Raw genomic sequence first — 16,951 nt, 5'->3', positions numbered from 1 at the left:
GATAGTCCTCCTTTAGCGTACAACGTCTTGAAAGACGGTTAGTTCTTGTAGTGTATCTTCGTTTATTTCAATGCCGAGTCCGGGCTTTTCGTTTAAGCGAATGAATGGTACATCGTAATGTAAGTTTCCAATGTCTTTCGTGAATTTTAATGGTCCTGTTAGCTCTACGCTCGTAATGATTTTCTTTGAGAAAGCGACATGGAATCCTGCGGAAGAGGCAACAGATGATTCGACCATTGATCCCACTTGGCATTCAATTCCGGCCATTTCAGCTTGATGAGCGAGCTTTACAGCTGGATATATGCCACCGCATTTCATTAGTTTTATATTCACTTTATCAGCAGCTTCTAATTTAATAATTTGGCGCATTTCACGAGAACTTTTTAGTCCTTCATCAATCATAAGCGGGAGGTCTGTTTTAGAACGAATATGAGCCATGGCATCAATATCGTCCGCGATAACAGGTTGTTCAATCCAGTCAATGTTTAAATGTCCTAATGAACGTAGTGCTGTTAATGTGTTTGCGCTATTTTTCCAGCCTTGGTTTACATCAACGCGAATAGCGATGTCATTTCCTACACGTTCTCGTACAGCTTCAATACGTTTTACATCTTCTTTTACATTTGTACCAACTTTCATTTTGAAAGATTGGTAACCTTTTTGAATCATAGAAGCAGCTTCTCCAGCCATATCTTCAGGATCGGCAATACTTAAAACGTGAGTGACAGGGAATTCTTCATGGTAGCGCCCGCCAATTAATTGATATACAGGTTGATTTAGCTTTTTGCCCATTATATCAAAACAAGCAATATCAATTGCGGCTTTCGCTGTTGGAACACCGTAAATTGTATTGTCCATCATGTCGTGTATTTTTTCGATATTCATTGGATTTTGCCCGATTAGAGCAGGGGTTAGCGTATGTTTTAAAGTATGGAAAGTACTTTCCCATGATTCACCTGTGACGTGATCATCAGCAACGCCTTCACCGTAACCGATAATACCTTCATCTGTTTCCATTTTGACGATAATAGAGGGCATATCAGAATAAGAACCATAACTAATAACAAACGGATTGCGAAGCGGTAAACGAATTGCGTAAAGATGAATAGCTGTAATTTTCATTGAATAGAAACCCCTTCCTGTTTACAATAGTTTTATACATTTGATATAGTTGACGTTAAATAGTCGTTAATTAATGATAAGGAGTTAGAGAAAATGATGATAAAAATTGCAGTTGTCGGTTCAAAGGAGTTTATGGAGAACCTTTTTCCTATTGCTCAAAAATTAGAGGGAATAGAAATTGATCCATATATTTACCTTCATCCGGCGGAATCTTCTGAACTATTAAAGTGTCTAAAGCCTTGTGATGTCATCTTTTTCTCAGGTGCTTTACCTTATTATATGGCAAAAGAAATAAGAGAACAATTACGAATTCCAAGTACATACTTACAGCAAGACGAGACAACTGTCGCATCTTCAATTCTTTCTATCATGTATCATCAAAGTATTCAACCACATAACATTTCCATCGATTTAGTAGACCGCTCGTTTATTACAAATGTGTTCCATGATATTGGTATAAAAGAAAGTCCGCAAGTGTTGGATTATGAAAATATGCTGTGGAGTAAAGATGAGATAAATAGAGTTATCGATTTTCATGTAGCTAAATATCAATCTGGAGAAGCTCATTTAGCTTTAACTAGTATTCACGCTGTTTACGACGAGCTTCAAAAAATAGGTGTTCCTTCAGAGCGCATGATTGATCCAACACAATCCATTATACATGGGCTAAAAGATGCAAAAATAAAAGCTGAGTTAGCAAAAAGCTATTCAGCTACTGTTGGTGCTTGTATTATTTCTTCCTTAGAATTACGAGCGAGTTTGCTTGAAAAACTAGATGTCATTTCAAAAGAACTACGTGGTTCATTTAAACAAGTGGATGAAATGACATGCATTTTGTATACAACTCGTGGTGATATCGAATCAATTATTAAAACAAATGCGATAGATAACTTGTTTGCGAGCGTAGAAGGAACGATAGCTATTGGATTTGGTTATGGGAAAACCGTGAAAGAAGCGGAGCAAAATGCAAAAATTGCTCAAAGTTTTGCAAAGAACAATCCAATAGATCGTTGTTTTTATATACTAACAAGTGATAAAGATTTGTTTGGTCCGTTCCCGAAAGAACAGAGAGTACAAAGTTTGAAAAATGATAATCCGGAACTAATGAAAATAGCGAAGGAAACAAAGCTTAGTCCGGCCAACTTGTCAAAAATCATTCAATTTAGTCAATCGCACCCGTCATTGAAGTTTACAGCAGCTGACCTTTCTGAGTATTTACAAGTGACTCGAAGATCGACAGAAAGGTTGTTAAAGAAATTAGTTGATTACGGGTATGCTCATATTTGCGGCGAGGAAATGCCCTATCAACAAGGGCGACCTCGCGCACTATATGAACTGAATTTACCGCTATTTTTAAGCTTCTAGTTGAGCTTTTTGTTTCTTTAGTAGTTCTGCTTTTTCAATGTCTGATAGTTTTACAATTGTGAAGCCTGTTATACCATAAATGATTGAGATAATAGGTACGATGAAATTCAAAATAGCATAAGGAGCATATTCAAATGCACCTACGCCAAGTGTTGCGAGAATAAATACACCGCACGTATTCCAAGGAACGAAGACAGAAGTTAATGTTCCACCATCTTCTAATGCTCTGGATAAGTTTTTTGAATGTAGTCCTTTTTCCGTGTATGCATTTGCGTACATTCTTGAAGGGACAACAATTGAAATATATTGTTCAGAGCAAGTAAGGTTTGTTGCAAAACAAGATGCGATAGTAGAAGCGATAAGCCCTTTTGCTGATTTCGCTAACTTTAAAATTTGATTTACAATTGAGCGAAGAATACCTGTATGTTCTAATACTCCTCCGAAAGTCATAGCGACAATTGTCATAGAGACTGTATTCATCATCGAATCTAAGCCACCGCGGTTAAATAGTTCGTCTACTAGCTTGTTTCCAGTGTCTATAACAAATCCAGCTTGGAGTGCACCGACAGATGCTGAGACAGAACCACCTTGAATAAAGACTTGTGATAAGAACCCTAAAATAATACCGACGAGAATGGCTGGTATGGCAGGAACCTTTTTAGCGACCAATACCATAACGGCTACGGGTATAATGAGTAGGAAAGGTGAGATAACAAAGTTTTGTTGCAATACTTGTAACGTTTGATCGATGCTTTTCGCATCAATATTGTTAGCGCCGAAGCTTCTTCCTAAGACCGCGTAGACGATAAGAGTAATAATTAAACCTGGAACTGTAGTAAATAACATGTGACGAATGTGTGCGAATAAATCTGTATTTGTTAATCCTGCGGCTAAGTTAGTTGTATCTGAAAGCGGTGACATTTTATCGCCAAAATAAGAGCCTGAAATAATGGCACCAGCAACCATTGGAGCTGGGATTCCCATACTTAGGCCAATTCCCATTCCAGCAACACCAATTGTTCCCATTGTAGACCAAGAGCTACCAATTGCTAATGCAACGATAGAACAAATGACGGTAATGGAAACTAAAAATAGTGATGGAGTTAAAAGTTTTAAACCGTAATAAATCATCGTTGCGACGATTCCACCGCCAATCCAAGCACCAATTGTTAAGCCGACAAGAATAATAATGACGATAGCGGGTAATGCAAGACGAATCCCTTTATACATTGCTTCTTCAAGATCATTCCATTTGTAACCATAACGCCAAGCGACAATAGAAGCAACGGTTGTACCGATAATAAGTGGAACGTGAGGGGTTTGTTTTAATACAACAATTGTAACCATCATAACTGCAACGGTAATGATAATAGGGATAATCGCTATTCCAAAAGGTATTTCTTTTTTCATAAAGTTCCTCCTTGTTACGTATGTTTGTTTGTATTTTTAGAATTGTCGTAAAATAGACGTTTATTAGGTTATGATAACTAAAAGTTTATGTAAGCGTCAACATAAAAAACAGAAAATAAGGAATGTTCTAGTTGTTTGTTTAGTTTGTAATATAGGTGAGGAGTAAGCTTTTTAAGTATTTAAAAATAAACAATTGACTTTTTTCTTAAAATTCAATATGTTCATAAAAACATCTGTTTTTCATAAGTATAATTAACCCAAATCGTTTGTAATGTGGGAAGGAGACTGGAACGTTGAAAACATTAGAACTACAAGAGCGCTTAACGGAGATTTTTCAGCATTTACACGAAAACCCTGAAGTAAGTTGGAAAGAATATGAAACGACAGCGTATATTACTGACTTTTTAAAAGAAGAAGGAATTTCATATAGAACATTTGATGATTGTCCAGGTGTAATTGCTGAGATTGGAGGCGGGAATCCAGTTATTGCGATTCGTGCTGATATGGATGCACTTTGGCAAGAAGTAAATGGAGAATTTAAAGCGAACCATTCATGTGGCCATGATGCTCATATGACCATTGTAATGGGACTTATTTTACAATTGAAAAATATGAGATGGAAAAGTGGTACGGTTAGATTTATTTTTCAGCCGGCAGAAGAGAAGGGGAATGGTGCTTTGAAGATGGTGGAGAAAGGTGCTGTAGATGATGCTGATTTCTTATTTGGCGTCCATCTAAGACCAATTGAAGAACTATCTTTGAAACAAGCAGCCCCATCTATTCGTCATGGAGCAGCAGGATTTTTAGAGGGTATGATTCATGGGGAGGATGCACACGGGGCAAGACCACACCAAGGTGTGAATGCAATTGATGTCATTTCCATGATTAATATCGGTTTGAAAAATATTTGGCTGCCACCGCAAAGTTCTTATTCAGTAAAAATGACAAGATGCCAAGCTGGTGGTGATAATTTAAATATTATTCCGGGAAATGGTCATTTCAGTTTAGATGTAAGAGCAGAGAGTAATATACTATTAGAAGAATTAAAGAAAAAGATTGAGCATGTAATAGAATCAGCTGCATCGATGGGGTCGAAAACTTCATACGAATGGATGGATCTTGCACCAGGAGCAGAGGTTTCCGAAGAAGCAGAGCGCTTTATGCGTAAAGGTATTCTCGAAGTGTATGGGGAAGAGAGATGCACAGGGCCTCTCTATACGACAGGAAGCGATGATTTCCATTACTATACAGTGAAAAGACCACATTTAAAAGCTGTCATGCTTGGACTAGGAGCAGACCTACAACCTGGATTACACCATCCGTATATGAGGTTTGATCATAGTTGTATTATGGATGGGGTAGAAATATTGAAACAAACTGTATTGAAAGTGTTAGAAGACAGGGGCTAGAGAGCTCCTGTTTTTTTGTCGTGAATTGTCGGTAAATCGATATATTTGAAAAACCGTTGATATATTTTGAGTTATGATAGATATATTGAGAAAATCGTTGATATATTTGAAGTTACGATAGATATATTAAGAAAATCGTTAATATAATTTCACGTACCTATTAATTTGATAAAAAATGACCCTCCAGTACATGGTGTATAATAATAAGTACCATTTTTTAATAGGAGAAAACGAATGAACGAACAATATTACGATGCAGTTTTACATATAAAAACAGTCGGTGAGCAAAAAGGGTTTAACAAGTCTATGCATTATCACCGCTATGAACCGACGCCGTATAGCGGGTTAGATGAGTTATTGAATCAATATGAGATACGAAGTAGCGACCGAATTGTAGACTTTGGGTGCGGAAAAGGGCGATTAAACTTTTATATGCATCATAAATGTGGTGCTTCAGCAGTTGGAATTGAAATGAATGAAGAGTTTTATAAAGAAGCAATGGATAATCGAGATCGTTATGCACGAAAGGTGCGAAACAGTAAGGGGAAAATTCAATTCCAATGTTGTTTAGCGCAGGAATATGAGATTGATTCGCATGATAATAGGTTTTACTTCTTTAATCCGTTTTCTGTACAAGTGTTTATGAATGTAGTAAATAACATTTTACTTTCGGTAGAAGAATTGGAGAGAGAAGTGGATATTATTTTATATTATCCTTCTGAGGACTATATTTTCTTCTTAGAAAATCAGACTGCGTTTGAGCTGAAGCAAGAAGTTAGATTGCCAGGTGCTTATGAGAAGAATGGGAATGAGAGGTTTTTAGTTTATACATTAGGGTAATAAAAAAACAGGTGCCAAGGCACCTGTTTTTTTATTAGTTACGGATTAAGTAATCAAATGCACCTAAAGCTGCGTTTGCACCTGAACCCATAGAGATGATGATTTGTTTGTACGGATTATTTGTACAGTCACCTGCAGCAAACACTCCTGGTACGTTTGTAGCGCCGTGCTTGTCTGTTACGATTTCACCGCGAGCGCGTTCAACTGTTTCGCCTAACCAGTCTGTGTTTGGCACAAGACCGATTTGTACGAATACACCTTGTAATTCAACGTGATGAACTTCTTCAGTTTCACGATCGATGTAAGAAATACCGTTTACTTTATCAGTACCAGTGATTTCTTTCGTTTGAACGTTTTTCAGAACAGTTACGTTTGGTAAGCTGTTAAGACGTTCTTGTAATACAGCATCAGCTTTTAATTCTGGCATGAATTCAAGAACAGTTACGTGCTTAACGATACCTGCTAAGTCGATAGCTGCTTCAATACCAGAGTTACCTCCGCCGATAACTGCTACGTCTTTTCCAGTGAATAATGGACCGTCACAGTGTGGGCAGTATGCTACACCTTTATTTTTGAACTCAGCTTCACCTGGTACGCCAACATTACGCCAGCGAGCACCTGTAGAAACGATTACGCTCTTACTTTTCAGAATAGCACCGTTTTCAAGTTCCACTTCAATAAGTTCTTTTTTCTCTAAACGTTTCGCACGTTGTAGATTCATTACATCGATGTCGTATTCTTTTACGTGCTCTTCAAGGCTTGCTACTAGCTTAGGACCTTCAGTGCGTTTTACGCTGATGAAGTTCTCAATGCCCATAGTATCCATTACTTGACCACCGAAGCGCTCAGCAACGATACCAGTGCGGATGCCTTTACGTGCTGCGTAAATTGCTGCACTTGCACCAGCAGGGCCGCCACCAACAACAAGAACATCGTATGGATCTTTATCAGAAAGCTCTGATGCATCTGGACCGTTACCCATTTTAGCTAAAATTTCTTCAAGTGTCATACGACCGCTTCCGAAAGATTCGCCGTTTAGGTAAACAGTTGGTACTGCCATGATGTCTTTGCTTTCTACTTCCTCTTTGAATGCAGCGCCATCAATCATAGTATGTGTAATACTAGAGTTAAGAACGCTCATTACGTTAAGAGCTTGTACAACATCAGGACAGTTATGACAACTTAGGCTGATATAAGATTCAAAATGATATTCGCCTTGAATGTTTTTAATTTGATCGATTAATTTTTGTTCAATTTTTGGAGCGCGTCCACTTACTTGTAGTAAAGCTAACACTAATGATGTAAATTCGTGTCCTAATGGAATACCAGCGAATACGACACCAGTGTCTTCACCAGGGCGGTTTACGCTAAAGCTTGGTGTTCTCTCTAATTCAACTTTTTCTACTGTAATCTTAGATGACATAGTAGCTAATTCGTCTACTAGAGCTAACATATCTTTAGATACGTTATCGTCTCCTGCGCTTACTTTAAGTAAAATATCGTTCTCCATTAACTGAAGGTATTGGGATAGTTGTGTTTTTATATCTGCATCTAGTATCATTTTGATCGAACTCCTTAGATTTTGCCTACAAGGTCAAGGCTTGGTTTAAGTGTTGCAGAACCCTCTTGCCATTTAGCTGGGCAAACTTCACCTGGGTTGTTACGTACGTATTGAGCAGCTTTAATTTTGTTAACAAGAATGCTTGCGTCACGGCCGATACCGTCAGCATTGATTTCCATAGATTGGATAACGCCGTCTGGATCGATGATGAATGTACCACGAGCAGCAAGACCTTCTTCTTCCATTAAAACGTTGAAGTTTGTAGTGATTGTGCGAGTTGGGTCACCAATCATGATGTACTCGATTTTGCCGATAGTTTCTGAGCTATCATGCCATGCTTTGTGAGTGAAGTGAGTGTCTGTAGATACAGAGTATACTTCAACGCCTAAGTCTTTTAGAGTTGCATATTGGTTTTGTAAGTCTTCAAGTTCAGTTGGGCAAACGAATGTGAAGTCAGCTGGGTAGAAACAAACTACACTCCATTTTCCTTTTAAACTTTCGTCAGTAACTTGGATAAATTCTCCATTATGGTAAGCATTAGCTTTAAACGGTTTTACTTCTGTGCCGATTAATAACATGTTAAAATTCCTCCTAAATGTTGGTTTTGAGCATCAAAAAATAGTGTGCTCATAAAATATATTTTTTAATTAACTATAATAATTCTAATTCGATATTAATTATCATATAGAAGTGGTTATTTTGTCAAGAGAATAAACCAACTTTATACCAATTTAATTAATATTTATTCTCAATTAAGGATATCAGGGAATAGAAAGGTAATTTTAAGTCTATAAATTTTAGCTGAGTGTTTGAAAAGTTTAGTGTGTATGTTAGAGATAGTGTGTAAGTTTAATTTCTTAGGAAGGAAATATTTCTTAGAAGTTGTGGTTTTGAAAAGGAACTGCTTACTTCTATTTTACAAAGAATTTTGTGATAAATAAAATAAAATGAATCGGAAATTTTTTGAACAATTTTTTTCATCTCAAATATATAATTAGGAAGTATATATTTGAGATGATAGTTAGAAACATTGACTCAAAGTGCTAACAAGATATAATAAAACCTAGATATACCTTTCAAAAAGAAGAATATATATTTATAGGATGAAAAAATTCAACCTATTATTTTTTATAGCTTTTAGAAAACGCTTACAATTAGTGTGGAGGGGAAACCATGTCTAAGTTCACGAAGTATTTTTTAATGGAAGCTAAAGATGTGATTGCATATGTGAAAGAGAAATTATCTAAGTTTGAAAATGCAAAGGGGTTACAGTGTAAAGAAATAGGTGATGGCAATTTAAATTATGTGTTTCGCGTTTGGGATGAAAAAGAGAACATGTCTGTCATTGTAAAGCAAGCTGGGGATACAGCTCGCATTTCAGATGAGTTTAAGTTGTCGACGAATCGTATTCGTATAGAATCAGATGTTTTGCAGTTAGAGGATGAGTTAGCACCTGGACTTGTTCCTAAGGTGTATTTATTTGATAGTGTGATGAATTGTTGCGTAATGGAAGATTTATCGGATCACACAATATTACGTACAGCACTTATAAATCATCAAATATTTCCGCGGCTTGCTGACGATTTAACTACTTTTATGGTAAATACACTTTTATTAACATCGGATGTTGTAATGAATCATAAAGAGAAGAAGGAACTTGTGAAGAACTATATAAATCCTGAATTATGTGAGATTACAGAGGACCTCGTATATTCAGAACCATTTACCAATCATAATAAGCGTAATGAGTTATTTCCGTTAAATGAGGGATGGATTAGGGAACATATTTATAGTGATAAAGAGCTTCGTATGGAAGTAGCGAAACGTAAATTTTCTTTTATGACGAATGCACAGGCATTACTTCATGGTGATTTACATACTGGTTCTGTTTTTGTAAGAGATGATTCTACAAAGGTTATTGATCCTGAGTTTGCTTTTTATGGACCTATGGGATATGACGTTGGGAATGTAATGGCGAATTTAATGTTTGCTTGGATGAATGCAGATGCAACGATGTCACCTGGAGCTGAGAAAGATACGTATATGGATTGGTTACAAACTACGATGGTAGAGGTAATTGATTTATTTAAGCAGAAGTTTTTAGGTGCTTGGGATATTCATGTGACCGAGATTATGGCGAAGGAAGAAGGCTTTAGCGAAGTCTATTTGCAATCTGTATTAGAGGATACAGCTGCAGTGACAGGTCTGGAATTAATTCGCCGTATTGTTGGATTAGCGAAAGTAAAAGATATTACTTGTATTGGGAATGAGGAAGCACGTGCTAGAGCGGAGCGAATTTGTCTTCAAGTAGCGAAGCGTTTTATTTTACGAGCGAATCAATATAGAACGGGCACAAGTTTTATAGAAACGTTAAAAGAACAGTCAATGCACTACGCGAAGTAAGGGGAGAATATGATGGAAGAGCAATTAATACCAATTCAGTGGAAAAATGATGCTTTAGTTTTGTTAGATCAAACGTTATTACCGAATGAAATTGTCTATGAATCTTTTAAAACAGCTGAAAGTGTGTGGGATGCGATTCAAGTAATGAAAGTACGAGGTGCACCAGCGATTGGTGTTTCAGCAGCTTATGGAGTGTATTTAGGGATAAAGGGATTTGCTGAAAATACGGAAGAAGGATTTATGGATGAAGTAAGAAAAGTATGTACATACTTGGCGACATCAAGACCGACTGCAGTAAATTTATTTTGGGCGCTTGAAAGAATGGAAAGTGTAGCGACAGATAATGCTCACTTATCAATCTCACAGTTGAAAAATAGATTACTAGAAGAGGCAAAAGAGATTCATAGAGAAGATGAAGAAATTAACCGTCAGATCGGGGAACATGCATTGACGTTATTCCATGATGGAATGGGAGTATTAACACATTGTAATGCTGGTGCGTTAGCGACGACTAAGTATGGTACTGCGACAGCTCCAATGTACTTAGCGAAAGAAAAAGGATGGGACTTAAAAATCTATTCAGATGAAACACGTCCTAGATTACAAGGTTCAACGTTAACGGCATTAGAACTACAGCGAGCGGGGATTGATGTTACTGTTATTACGGATAATATGGCAGCTATGGTCATGTCACAAGGAAAGATTGATGCGGTGATCGTTGGATGCGACCGTGTGGCAGCAAATGGTGATGTAGCAAATAAAATTGGGACATTAGGCGTATCTATTTTGGCGAAATACTACAACATTCCGTTTTATGTAGCAGCACCAACACCGACAATCGACTTAAAAACACCGACAGGAAAAGAAATTCCGATTGAAGAAAGAGATGGTTCTGAAGTGATTAATCGCTTCGGACAATATTCTGCTCCGAAAGAAAGTAAAGTATATAATCCAGCATTTGATGTCACACCATATGAAAATGTAACAGCGATTATTACGGAAAAAGGGATTGTAAAAGCACCGTTTATGGAAAACTTAAAAAAGCTATTTCAATAAGTAGATAGATACAAAGTCAGTCATCATAAGCTTCATACTTAGGGGGATGTATATGTTATTACAAAAAGAAAGAGAAGAAATTGTAGCATACGGAAAGAAAATGATTTCTAGCGGTTTAACAAAGGGGACAGGCGGTAATATTAGTATTTTCAATCGCGAAAAAGGTCTTGTTGCGATTAGTCCAAGTGGTTTAGAGTATTATGAAACAAAACCTGAAGATGTAGTTATATTAAACTTAGATGGTGAAGTGGTAGAGGGAGAGAGAAAACCATCCAGTGAGCTAGATATGCATCTTATTTATTATAGAAATCGTGAAGATATAAATGCGCTTGTGCATACACATTCACCCTATGCGAAGACGATTGCATCATTAGGGTGGGAGCTTCCTGCTGTATCATATTTAATTGCTTTCGCAGGCCCGAATGTTCGCTGTGCACCGTATGAAACATTTGGTACGAAGCAATTAGCAGAGGCTGCTTTTGAAGGCATGATTGATCGTCGTGCTGTGCTACTTGCAAATCACGGTTTAATTGCTGGTGCAAATAATATAAAAATGGCGTTTACTGTTGCAGAAGAGATTGAGTTTTGTGCTCAAATTTATTATCAAACGAAAAGCGTCGGAGAACCGAAGCTTTTGCCAGAAGATGAGATGGAGAATTTGGCGAAGAAGTTTGAAGGGTATGGGCAGCAGTAGAATGAAACAAAAACACCCTCAAGAAAAGATCTTGAGGGTGTTTTTTACGCTTTTTTAAGTAACAAATACATAAAGTAAGGAGCCCCAATTAAAGCAACGACAATACCTGCTGGAATGCCATTAGGATCAACGATATTTCGTCCAATTGTATCTGCTAATAATAATAGCCATCCGCCGATTAAAAGGGCGATAGGCATGAAGATTTGATGTCTTGGACCTACTAAAGATTTCGCGATATGAGGAGCCATTAATCCGATAAAGCTAATTCCTCCTGTTACGGAAACAGCTGCAGCTGCAAGTGCAACGGCTGCAACTAATAAGTACCTGCGTTCTTTTTCAATTTCAATTCCAACGCCGATTGCGACTGGTTCGTTTAATGCTAAGATGTTTAATCGATTTGCTTTATAGAAAATAAACGGAATTAATATGATTAACCATGGGAGCATTGCTAAAACGAAGATCCAGTCATCTCCCCAAATATTTCCGGCAATCCATTTTGAAATAAAGTCTACTTTCATACGATCCGCGGATGAAATAAGGACAATCATCGTTCCAGATAGTGCAAATGCAAAACCGATACCAGTTAATGTTAATCGTATTGGTTGAAGTCCAGTTGATTTACTATATGAAAATACGTAAATTAGAACAGCTGTCAGAAATGCCCCAATAAATCCAACGACAGGTAGTAAGTAAAGAAATGAACCTACGTCTATTGGAAAGTATAAAAAGAAAATAGCAACAGCAACACCAGCCCCAGAGTTAATACCAAGAATACCAGGTTCAGCTAAATCATTTCGGGTAATTCCTTGCAGAATAGCCCCTGATAAAGCGAGAGCCATACCAGCTAATAATGTAATGACAATTCTAGGTAGTCTTAAAGAGTATAAAACGAACTCCTCTTTAAAAGTCCCTTGCCCCATTAATGTTGGGAGTAGTCGATCATAAGATAAAGATGCTGAACCAAGTCCCATTCCAACTACAATGGTTGTGATGATTACTATAAGTAAAGCGAGTATAATGAGACGCTGTTTTCTTAAAATAGATTGCATCATGAGAATGTTTTTCCTCCTTTACGTACAATGAACAGGAAGAATGGTAATCCTACAATCGCGACAATTGCCGCAACTGGTGTTTCGTACGGAGCGTTAATAGTACGTCCGATTGTATCTGCAAGTAGCATAAAGGAAGCTCCAGTAATTGCTGACATCGGTATAACAAATCGGTAATCTGGACCGACAATTGGGCGTACCATGTGAGGTACCATTAAACCGATAAATGCCATATTTCCAACAAGCGCTACAGATGCACCTGCAAGTAAGATAATAATGATAAATAAAATAGTTTTAATAACAATAATTTTTTGACCTAGTCCAATAGCCACTTCCTCACTGAAACTAAGAACTGTCAATTTTTTTGCTAGTAAGATAGCGATAAAGATACTAATTGAAATGACTGGAATAATAATTTTTAATTGGCTCCAAGTTGTTCCAATTACGCCCCCAGCAGTCCAAAGTGATACATCTTGTGAAATTTTAAAGTAAATGCCAATTCCTTCTGAAATTGCGAGTAGAAATGCTGAAACTGCAGCGCCCGCTAATACAATTCGAAGAGGAGAAAGGCCGCCTTTTTTCACCATACCAATTCCAAATACCATAATTGCGCCAATTGCAGCACCGATAAAGCAAGCTAACGTTAAGTAAAGATAGCTGATGGAAGGATTGAAAGCAAGTGTTAGTGCAAGCGCAGCATTTGCTCCACCAGATAGCCCTAATAATCCAGGGTCCGCAAGTGGATTTCGTGTTAATCCTTGCATAATTGCTCCAGAAACGGCTAATCCAGCTCCTACAAAAATAGCAGCAACTTCACGTGGTAAACGTATTTCTCGAATAATAGATATTTTGTCTCCTTTAGCGGAGGAAGTGAGTGCTAACCATACATCTTTTATCGAAGTATCTGCAGCACCTAATACCATTGCAACCATAAAAATAAGAAAGAATGCAATTAAGCTTAAAATTAGTTTGTATGTAAAAGCTATAGAACGTGGATTGTCATGATCTTTTGTCATTCGTTTCACATCTTTTCTGTTCATAGAATAAAGGAAGAGGAATTCTTAAATTAAGAATTCCTCATGTTTGTATTATTTACCAAGAAAGCTCTTCTTGAAGAAGTCTAGTTGGAAATCTAATGTAAGTGGATCATTGAAATAGAATTCCATCATGTTTGCTTCATATACGCGATTATTTTTTACTGCTGGGATGTTTTTATATGATTCTGTCTCTTGGAATGAGTTATCAGTATCTTTGTTTTTACTTACGATTAAGTAATCGCCAGCAAATTCAGGTAATACCTCAGTAGATAATGCGTAGTAACCTTCTTTTAATGCTTTTTCTTTTACTTTTTCAGGCATTTTTAATTTCATTTCTTGGTACAGGATTTCTGTTCCACGGCCCCAGTTCTCGCCGTATACATAAAGCTGTTTGTTGAAGTTTTCTACAACAGAAACTGTTGCATCTTCACCGATTTTTGCTTTAATTTCTTTGCCAGCTTCTTGTGCACGTTTCTTGAAGTCATCAACCCAAGTTTTTGCTTCTTTTTCTTTATTTAATAACTTACCGATTTCTAAATGCTGTGTTAAGTAATCAACTTTTCCGTAAGTGTATGTTACAGTAGGCGCGATTTTCTTTAACTTATCGACATTTTTAACATTTGATAAACCGATGATTAAATCTGGATTTAGTTCAGCGATTTTTTCAACATTTTCATCAGATACTTCAGCAACATCTTTAAGTTTGCTATCAAAACGTGGGTTTTGTTTAGACCATGAATCTACCCCAACAAGATTTACACCTAATGACATTACGTTACCAGCGAATGATGATAATACAACAACGCGTTTTGGATTTGCAGGAACTTCTACTTTTTTACCATCTTCAGATTGGTATGTAATTGTTTCTGATTTGCTACCTTTTGCATCGTTCTTTTTGTCTGTAGAGCTATTGCTACAAGCGCTCATAACAAGAACGAAAAGGACTGTTAGTGAAATAAATACCTTTTTCATCGTCTTTCTCCTTTAACATAGATGATATGTGTATACAATAATTTGTTTAACTGCAATCTTTTTGAAATAGTAGTGGTAATGCAAAATAATTTATTAAAAATCTTGAATATGAGATTTTATAATATAGTAATAACCATATTAATGAAAGAAGATGTAATCTCAAATTTGCTAATTATTAACAAAATGATAATGATTATCACTATTGATTCTTTAAATAATATAATTTTATATAGGTGTATTGTCAATAGTAATTTTGATTGTAAATTTTGCGGAAACAGGTTATATTTTATTGAGAATGATAATCAATGATTAATAGCTGAGGAGTGAGCACGAATGAATCGAGAAGAATTGTTTGATGTAACCGTGATAGGCGGAGGACCTGCAGGGCTTTATTCAGCTTTTTATAGTGGACTCAGAGAAATGAGAACGAAAATAATAGAATTTCAACCACATTTAGGTGGAAAAATACATGTGTATCCGGAAAAAATGATTTGGGATGTAGGAGGACTATTGCCAGTTACAGGTGATAAGTTAATTGAACAACTTGTACAGCAAGGGTTAACATTTAAGCCGGAAGTTGTATTAGATACAAAAGTAGAATCGATTATTCGTAATCAAGATGGTACTTTTACATTAAAAACAAGTACTGGCGAAGAACACTTTTCAAAAACAGTTATCGTCGCAACAGGAAGTGGTATATTGAAACCGCAAAAGTTATCTATTGAAGGTGCTGAGCGATTTGAAGTATCGAATTTAAATTATACAGTTAAATCTTTAAAGCGTTTCAAAGGTAAAACAGTTATTATTTCCGGTGGAGGCAATTCTGCTGTTGATTGGGCAAATGAATTAGAACCAATTGCGAAAAAAGTGTATGTAACCTATAGAAAAGAAGAATTATCTGGTCATGAAGCACAAGTAAAACAACTTATGAACAGCTCAGCGGAGTGTTTCTTTAATACATCGATTACAAAATTAATTGCTGGTGATAATCATGAAGCGATCGAATATGTAGAATTAACAAATCATGAAACAGGTGAGGTTTCTCATTTACCTATTGATGAAGTTATTATTAATCATGGATATGAACGCGACATTACATTATTAGAAAATAGTGAGTTAGACGTTGCAATTATAGATAATTATTATATTGCAGGTAATGCAAATAGTGAGTCTTCAGTAGATGGATTATATGCTGCTGGAGATATTTTAAAGCACGAAGGGAAACTACACTTAATTGCAGGTGCATTCCAAGATGCTGGAAATGCTGTGAATAAAGCAAAACAATTTATCCAACCAGATGCAAGTGAGTATGGAATGGTTTCTTCTCATAATGAAGTATTTAAGAAGAGAAATCGCGAACTGATTAAGCAGATGATGAAATAATAAGGAACAAGTATACCCCCACGTATTTCTCTATTCCAATGGATGAGAGATGTACGTGGGGGTTTTCCTGTTTACTATATTTTCTATCATTATAATGACACCGGTTTCATCAGTTCATATGATATGAACATTTTATTGGTAAAGCATCCTAGAAAACAATTTAGCTATGTTTTGCTTACGCAGAACATGGCTAAATTACGCTGTCCCTTTAGCGCGTTCATTAGGAAATGGCATATTTAGTATAGAAGCAATATACTGTTTTCCATGCATTCGAGCTAATGATTCTAATATTTGGCGAACACGTTTTGTAAGATGACCTTGTTTTTTGATGGCTTCACAATATGCGTCATAGAAGGCATATTTAGCCCAAAGGAAATCATCTTGTTGGAATAAGAAATGATTTTTGTACCATTCACCAATTGTATGATAACAATTGTTTTCATGTATTGCTGTGCTTTGAGAAAGAAAACGATCAGATAAAGATACATTCAAATGAGAAATTGTGTTTTCTGTTTCAACTTGTAGTGTTTTTTCTAACATTGTAATGATGTGACGAGTAGCCATATGTTAACTCTCCTTTGTGTAAATGGGTAATACCATTCTATATTTAAAAAATTCTTACTATATAATACTATACAATATATGGAATG

15 protein-coding genes are annotated in these 16,951 nt (G+C 36.4%); 7 read left to right on the top strand and 8 right to left on the bottom strand.

Features of this window, described 5'->3' with window-relative positions; translation table 11 throughout:
* Positions 1–12: 12 nt before the first annotated feature.
* Positions 13–1,122, bottom strand: coding sequence for a mandelate racemase/muconate lactonizing enzyme family protein (locus ACO6VI_RS13250; RefSeq protein ID WP_161520397.1), 1,110 nt, complete (start codon positions 1,120–1,122; stop codon positions 13–15).
* Between the two features lie 93 nt (positions 1,123–1,215).
* Between ACO6VI_RS13250 and ACO6VI_RS13245 the strand changes: the two genes are divergently transcribed.
* Positions 1,216–2,487, top strand: coding sequence for a hypothetical protein (locus ACO6VI_RS13245; protein WP_000972806.1), 1,272 nt, complete (start codon positions 1,216–1,218; stop codon positions 2,485–2,487).
* On the opposite strand, the gene nhaC is transcribed toward ACO6VI_RS13245, so the two are convergent.
* Positions 2,476–3,897 carry a Na+/H+ antiporter NhaC gene (gene nhaC, locus ACO6VI_RS13240; protein WP_063546295.1) on the bottom strand — a complete coding sequence of 474 codons (1,422 nt, stop codon included), beginning with the start codon at positions 3,895–3,897 and terminating at the stop codon, positions 2,476–2,478. The two genes, ACO6VI_RS13245 and nhaC, sit on opposite strands and share 12 nt — an antisense overlap.
* A 293-nt stretch (positions 3,898–4,190) precedes the next feature.
* On the opposite strand from nhaC, the gene ACO6VI_RS13235 reads away from it, so the two are divergent.
* Positions 4,191–5,306: a M20 peptidase aminoacylase family protein gene (locus tag ACO6VI_RS13235; RefSeq protein ID WP_000853516.1), complete on the top strand. Its 1,116-nt coding sequence runs from the start codon at positions 4,191–4,193 to the stop codon at positions 5,304–5,306.
* Positions 5,307–5,540: 234 nt separating this feature from the next.
* Complete coding sequence (locus ACO6VI_RS13230) at positions 5,541–6,146, top strand: SAM-dependent methyltransferase (RefSeq protein ID WP_161520396.1); 606 nt, start codon at positions 5,541–5,543, stop codon at positions 6,144–6,146.
* Between the two features lie 34 nt (positions 6,147–6,180).
* On the opposite strand, the gene ahpF is transcribed toward ACO6VI_RS13230, so the two are convergent.
* Together ahpF and ahpC are read right to left on the bottom strand one after the other, a co-directional pair.
* Positions 6,181–7,707 (bottom strand): alkyl hydroperoxide reductase subunit F, encoded by a 1,527-nt coding sequence (gene ahpF, locus ACO6VI_RS13225; protein WP_053565379.1) that lies wholly within the window; start codon positions 7,705–7,707, stop codon positions 6,181–6,183.
* 14 nt (positions 7,708–7,721) lie between these two features.
* Positions 7,722–8,285, bottom strand: coding sequence for an alkyl hydroperoxide reductase subunit C (ahpC, locus tag ACO6VI_RS13220; protein WP_000924420.1), 564 nt, complete (start codon positions 8,283–8,285; stop codon positions 7,722–7,724).
* Positions 8,286–8,880: 595 nt separating this feature from the next.
* On the opposite strand from ahpC, the gene mtnK reads away from it, so the two are divergent.
* The 3 genes from mtnK to ACO6VI_RS13205 are packed head-to-tail and all read left to right on the top strand — an operon-like array spanning position 8,881 to position 11,860.
* The gene (gene mtnK, locus ACO6VI_RS13215) at positions 8,881–10,110 is read left to right on the top strand and encodes an S-methyl-5-thioribose kinase (RefSeq protein ID WP_161520395.1); all 1,230 of its coding nucleotides are present in this window, start codon (positions 8,881–8,883) and stop codon (positions 10,108–10,110) included.
* 9 nt (positions 10,111–10,119) lie between these two features.
* A complete protein-coding gene (gene mtnA, locus ACO6VI_RS13210) occupies positions 10,120–11,166 on the top strand; it encodes an S-methyl-5-thioribose-1-phosphate isomerase (RefSeq protein WP_161520394.1) in 1,047 nt (348 codons plus the stop codon).
* Between the two features lie 52 nt (positions 11,167–11,218).
* Entirely contained in the window at positions 11,219–11,860 is a 642-nt protein-coding gene (locus ACO6VI_RS13205; protein WP_161520393.1) for an L-fuculose-phosphate aldolase, read from the top strand.
* Positions 11,861–11,904: 44 nt separating this feature from the next.
* On the opposite strand, the gene ACO6VI_RS13200 is transcribed toward ACO6VI_RS13205, so the two are convergent.
* The 3 genes from ACO6VI_RS13200 to ACO6VI_RS13190 are packed head-to-tail and all read right to left on the bottom strand — an operon-like array spanning position 11,905 to position 14,918.
* A complete protein-coding gene (locus tag ACO6VI_RS13200) occupies positions 11,905–12,912 on the bottom strand; it encodes a FecCD family ABC transporter permease (protein ID WP_088019929.1) in 1,008 nt (335 codons plus the stop codon).
* Positions 12,909–13,949 carry a FecCD family ABC transporter permease gene (locus tag ACO6VI_RS13195; protein ID WP_140157275.1) on the bottom strand — a complete coding sequence of 347 codons (1,041 nt, stop codon included), beginning with the start codon at positions 13,947–13,949 and terminating at the stop codon, positions 12,909–12,911. Before ACO6VI_RS13195 ends, ACO6VI_RS13200 begins: the two co-directional genes overlap by 4 nt.
* 48 nt (positions 13,950–13,997) lie before the next feature.
* A complete protein-coding gene (locus ACO6VI_RS13190) occupies positions 13,998–14,918 on the bottom strand; it encodes an iron-hydroxamate ABC transporter substrate-binding protein (RefSeq protein ID WP_422423462.1) in 921 nt (306 codons plus the stop codon).
* Positions 14,919–15,251: 333 nt separating this feature from the next.
* Between ACO6VI_RS13190 and ACO6VI_RS13185 the strand changes: the two genes are divergently transcribed.
* Complete coding sequence (locus tag ACO6VI_RS13185; protein ID WP_001078299.1) at positions 15,252–16,301, top strand: NAD(P)/FAD-dependent oxidoreductase; 1,050 nt, start codon at positions 15,252–15,254, stop codon at positions 16,299–16,301.
* Positions 16,302–16,496: 195 nt separating this feature from the next.
* On the opposite strand, the gene ACO6VI_RS13180 is transcribed toward ACO6VI_RS13185, so the two are convergent.
* Positions 16,497–16,865 carry a hypothetical protein gene (locus ACO6VI_RS13180; RefSeq protein ID WP_000235475.1) on the bottom strand — a complete coding sequence of 123 codons (369 nt, stop codon included), beginning with the start codon at positions 16,863–16,865 and terminating at the stop codon, positions 16,497–16,499.
* Positions 16,866–16,951: the final 86 nt, after the last annotated feature.

It is taken from the genome of Bacillus sp. PSXD-155 (assembly GCF_049310765.1).
Classification (GTDB): Bacteria; Bacillota; Bacilli; order Bacillales; family Bacillaceae_G; genus Bacillus_A; species Bacillus_A cereus.
This window is presented reverse-complemented; position numbering and strand designations above follow the sequence as displayed.

Coding starts and splice junctions, on each gene's coding strand:
- ACO6VI_RS13200 (WP_088019929.1), bottom strand. CDS start 12,912: ATGATGCAATCTATTTTAAGAAAACAGCGTCTCATTATACTCGCTTTA.
- ACO6VI_RS13190 (WP_422423462.1), bottom strand. CDS start 14,918: ATGAAAAAGGTATTTATTTCACTAACAGTCCTTTTCGTTCTTGTTATG.
- ACO6VI_RS13205 (WP_161520393.1), top strand. CDS start 11,219: ATGTTATTACAAAAAGAAAGAGAAGAAATTGTAGCATACGGAAAGAAA.
- mtnA (WP_161520394.1), top strand. CDS start 10,120: ATGATGGAAGAGCAATTAATACCAATTCAGTGGAAAAATGATGCTTTA.
- ACO6VI_RS13245 (WP_000972806.1), top strand. CDS start 1,216: ATGATGATAAAAATTGCAGTTGTCGGTTCAAAGGAGTTTATGGAGAAC.
- ACO6VI_RS13250 (WP_161520397.1), bottom strand. CDS start 1,122: ATGAAAATTACAGCTATTCATCTTTACGCAATTCGTTTACCGCTTCGC.
- ACO6VI_RS13195 (WP_140157275.1), bottom strand. CDS start 13,949: ATGAACAGAAAAGATGTGAAACGAATGACAAAAGATCATGACAATCCA.
- mtnK (WP_161520395.1), top strand. CDS start 8,881: ATGTCTAAGTTCACGAAGTATTTTTTAATGGAAGCTAAAGATGTGATT.
- nhaC (WP_063546295.1), bottom strand. CDS start 3,897: ATGAAAAAAGAAATACCTTTTGGAATAGCGATTATCCCTATTATCATT.
- ahpF (WP_053565379.1), bottom strand. CDS start 7,707: ATGATACTAGATGCAGATATAAAAACACAACTATCCCAATACCTTCAG.
- ACO6VI_RS13230 (WP_161520396.1), top strand. CDS start 5,541: ATGAACGAACAATATTACGATGCAGTTTTACATATAAAAACAGTCGGT.
- ahpC (WP_000924420.1), bottom strand. CDS start 8,285: ATGTTATTAATCGGCACAGAAGTAAAACCGTTTAAAGCTAATGCTTAC.
- ACO6VI_RS13185 (WP_001078299.1), top strand. CDS start 15,252: ATGAATCGAGAAGAATTGTTTGATGTAACCGTGATAGGCGGAGGACCT.
- ACO6VI_RS13180 (WP_000235475.1), bottom strand. CDS start 16,865: ATGGCTACTCGTCACATCATTACAATGTTAGAAAAAACACTACAAGTT.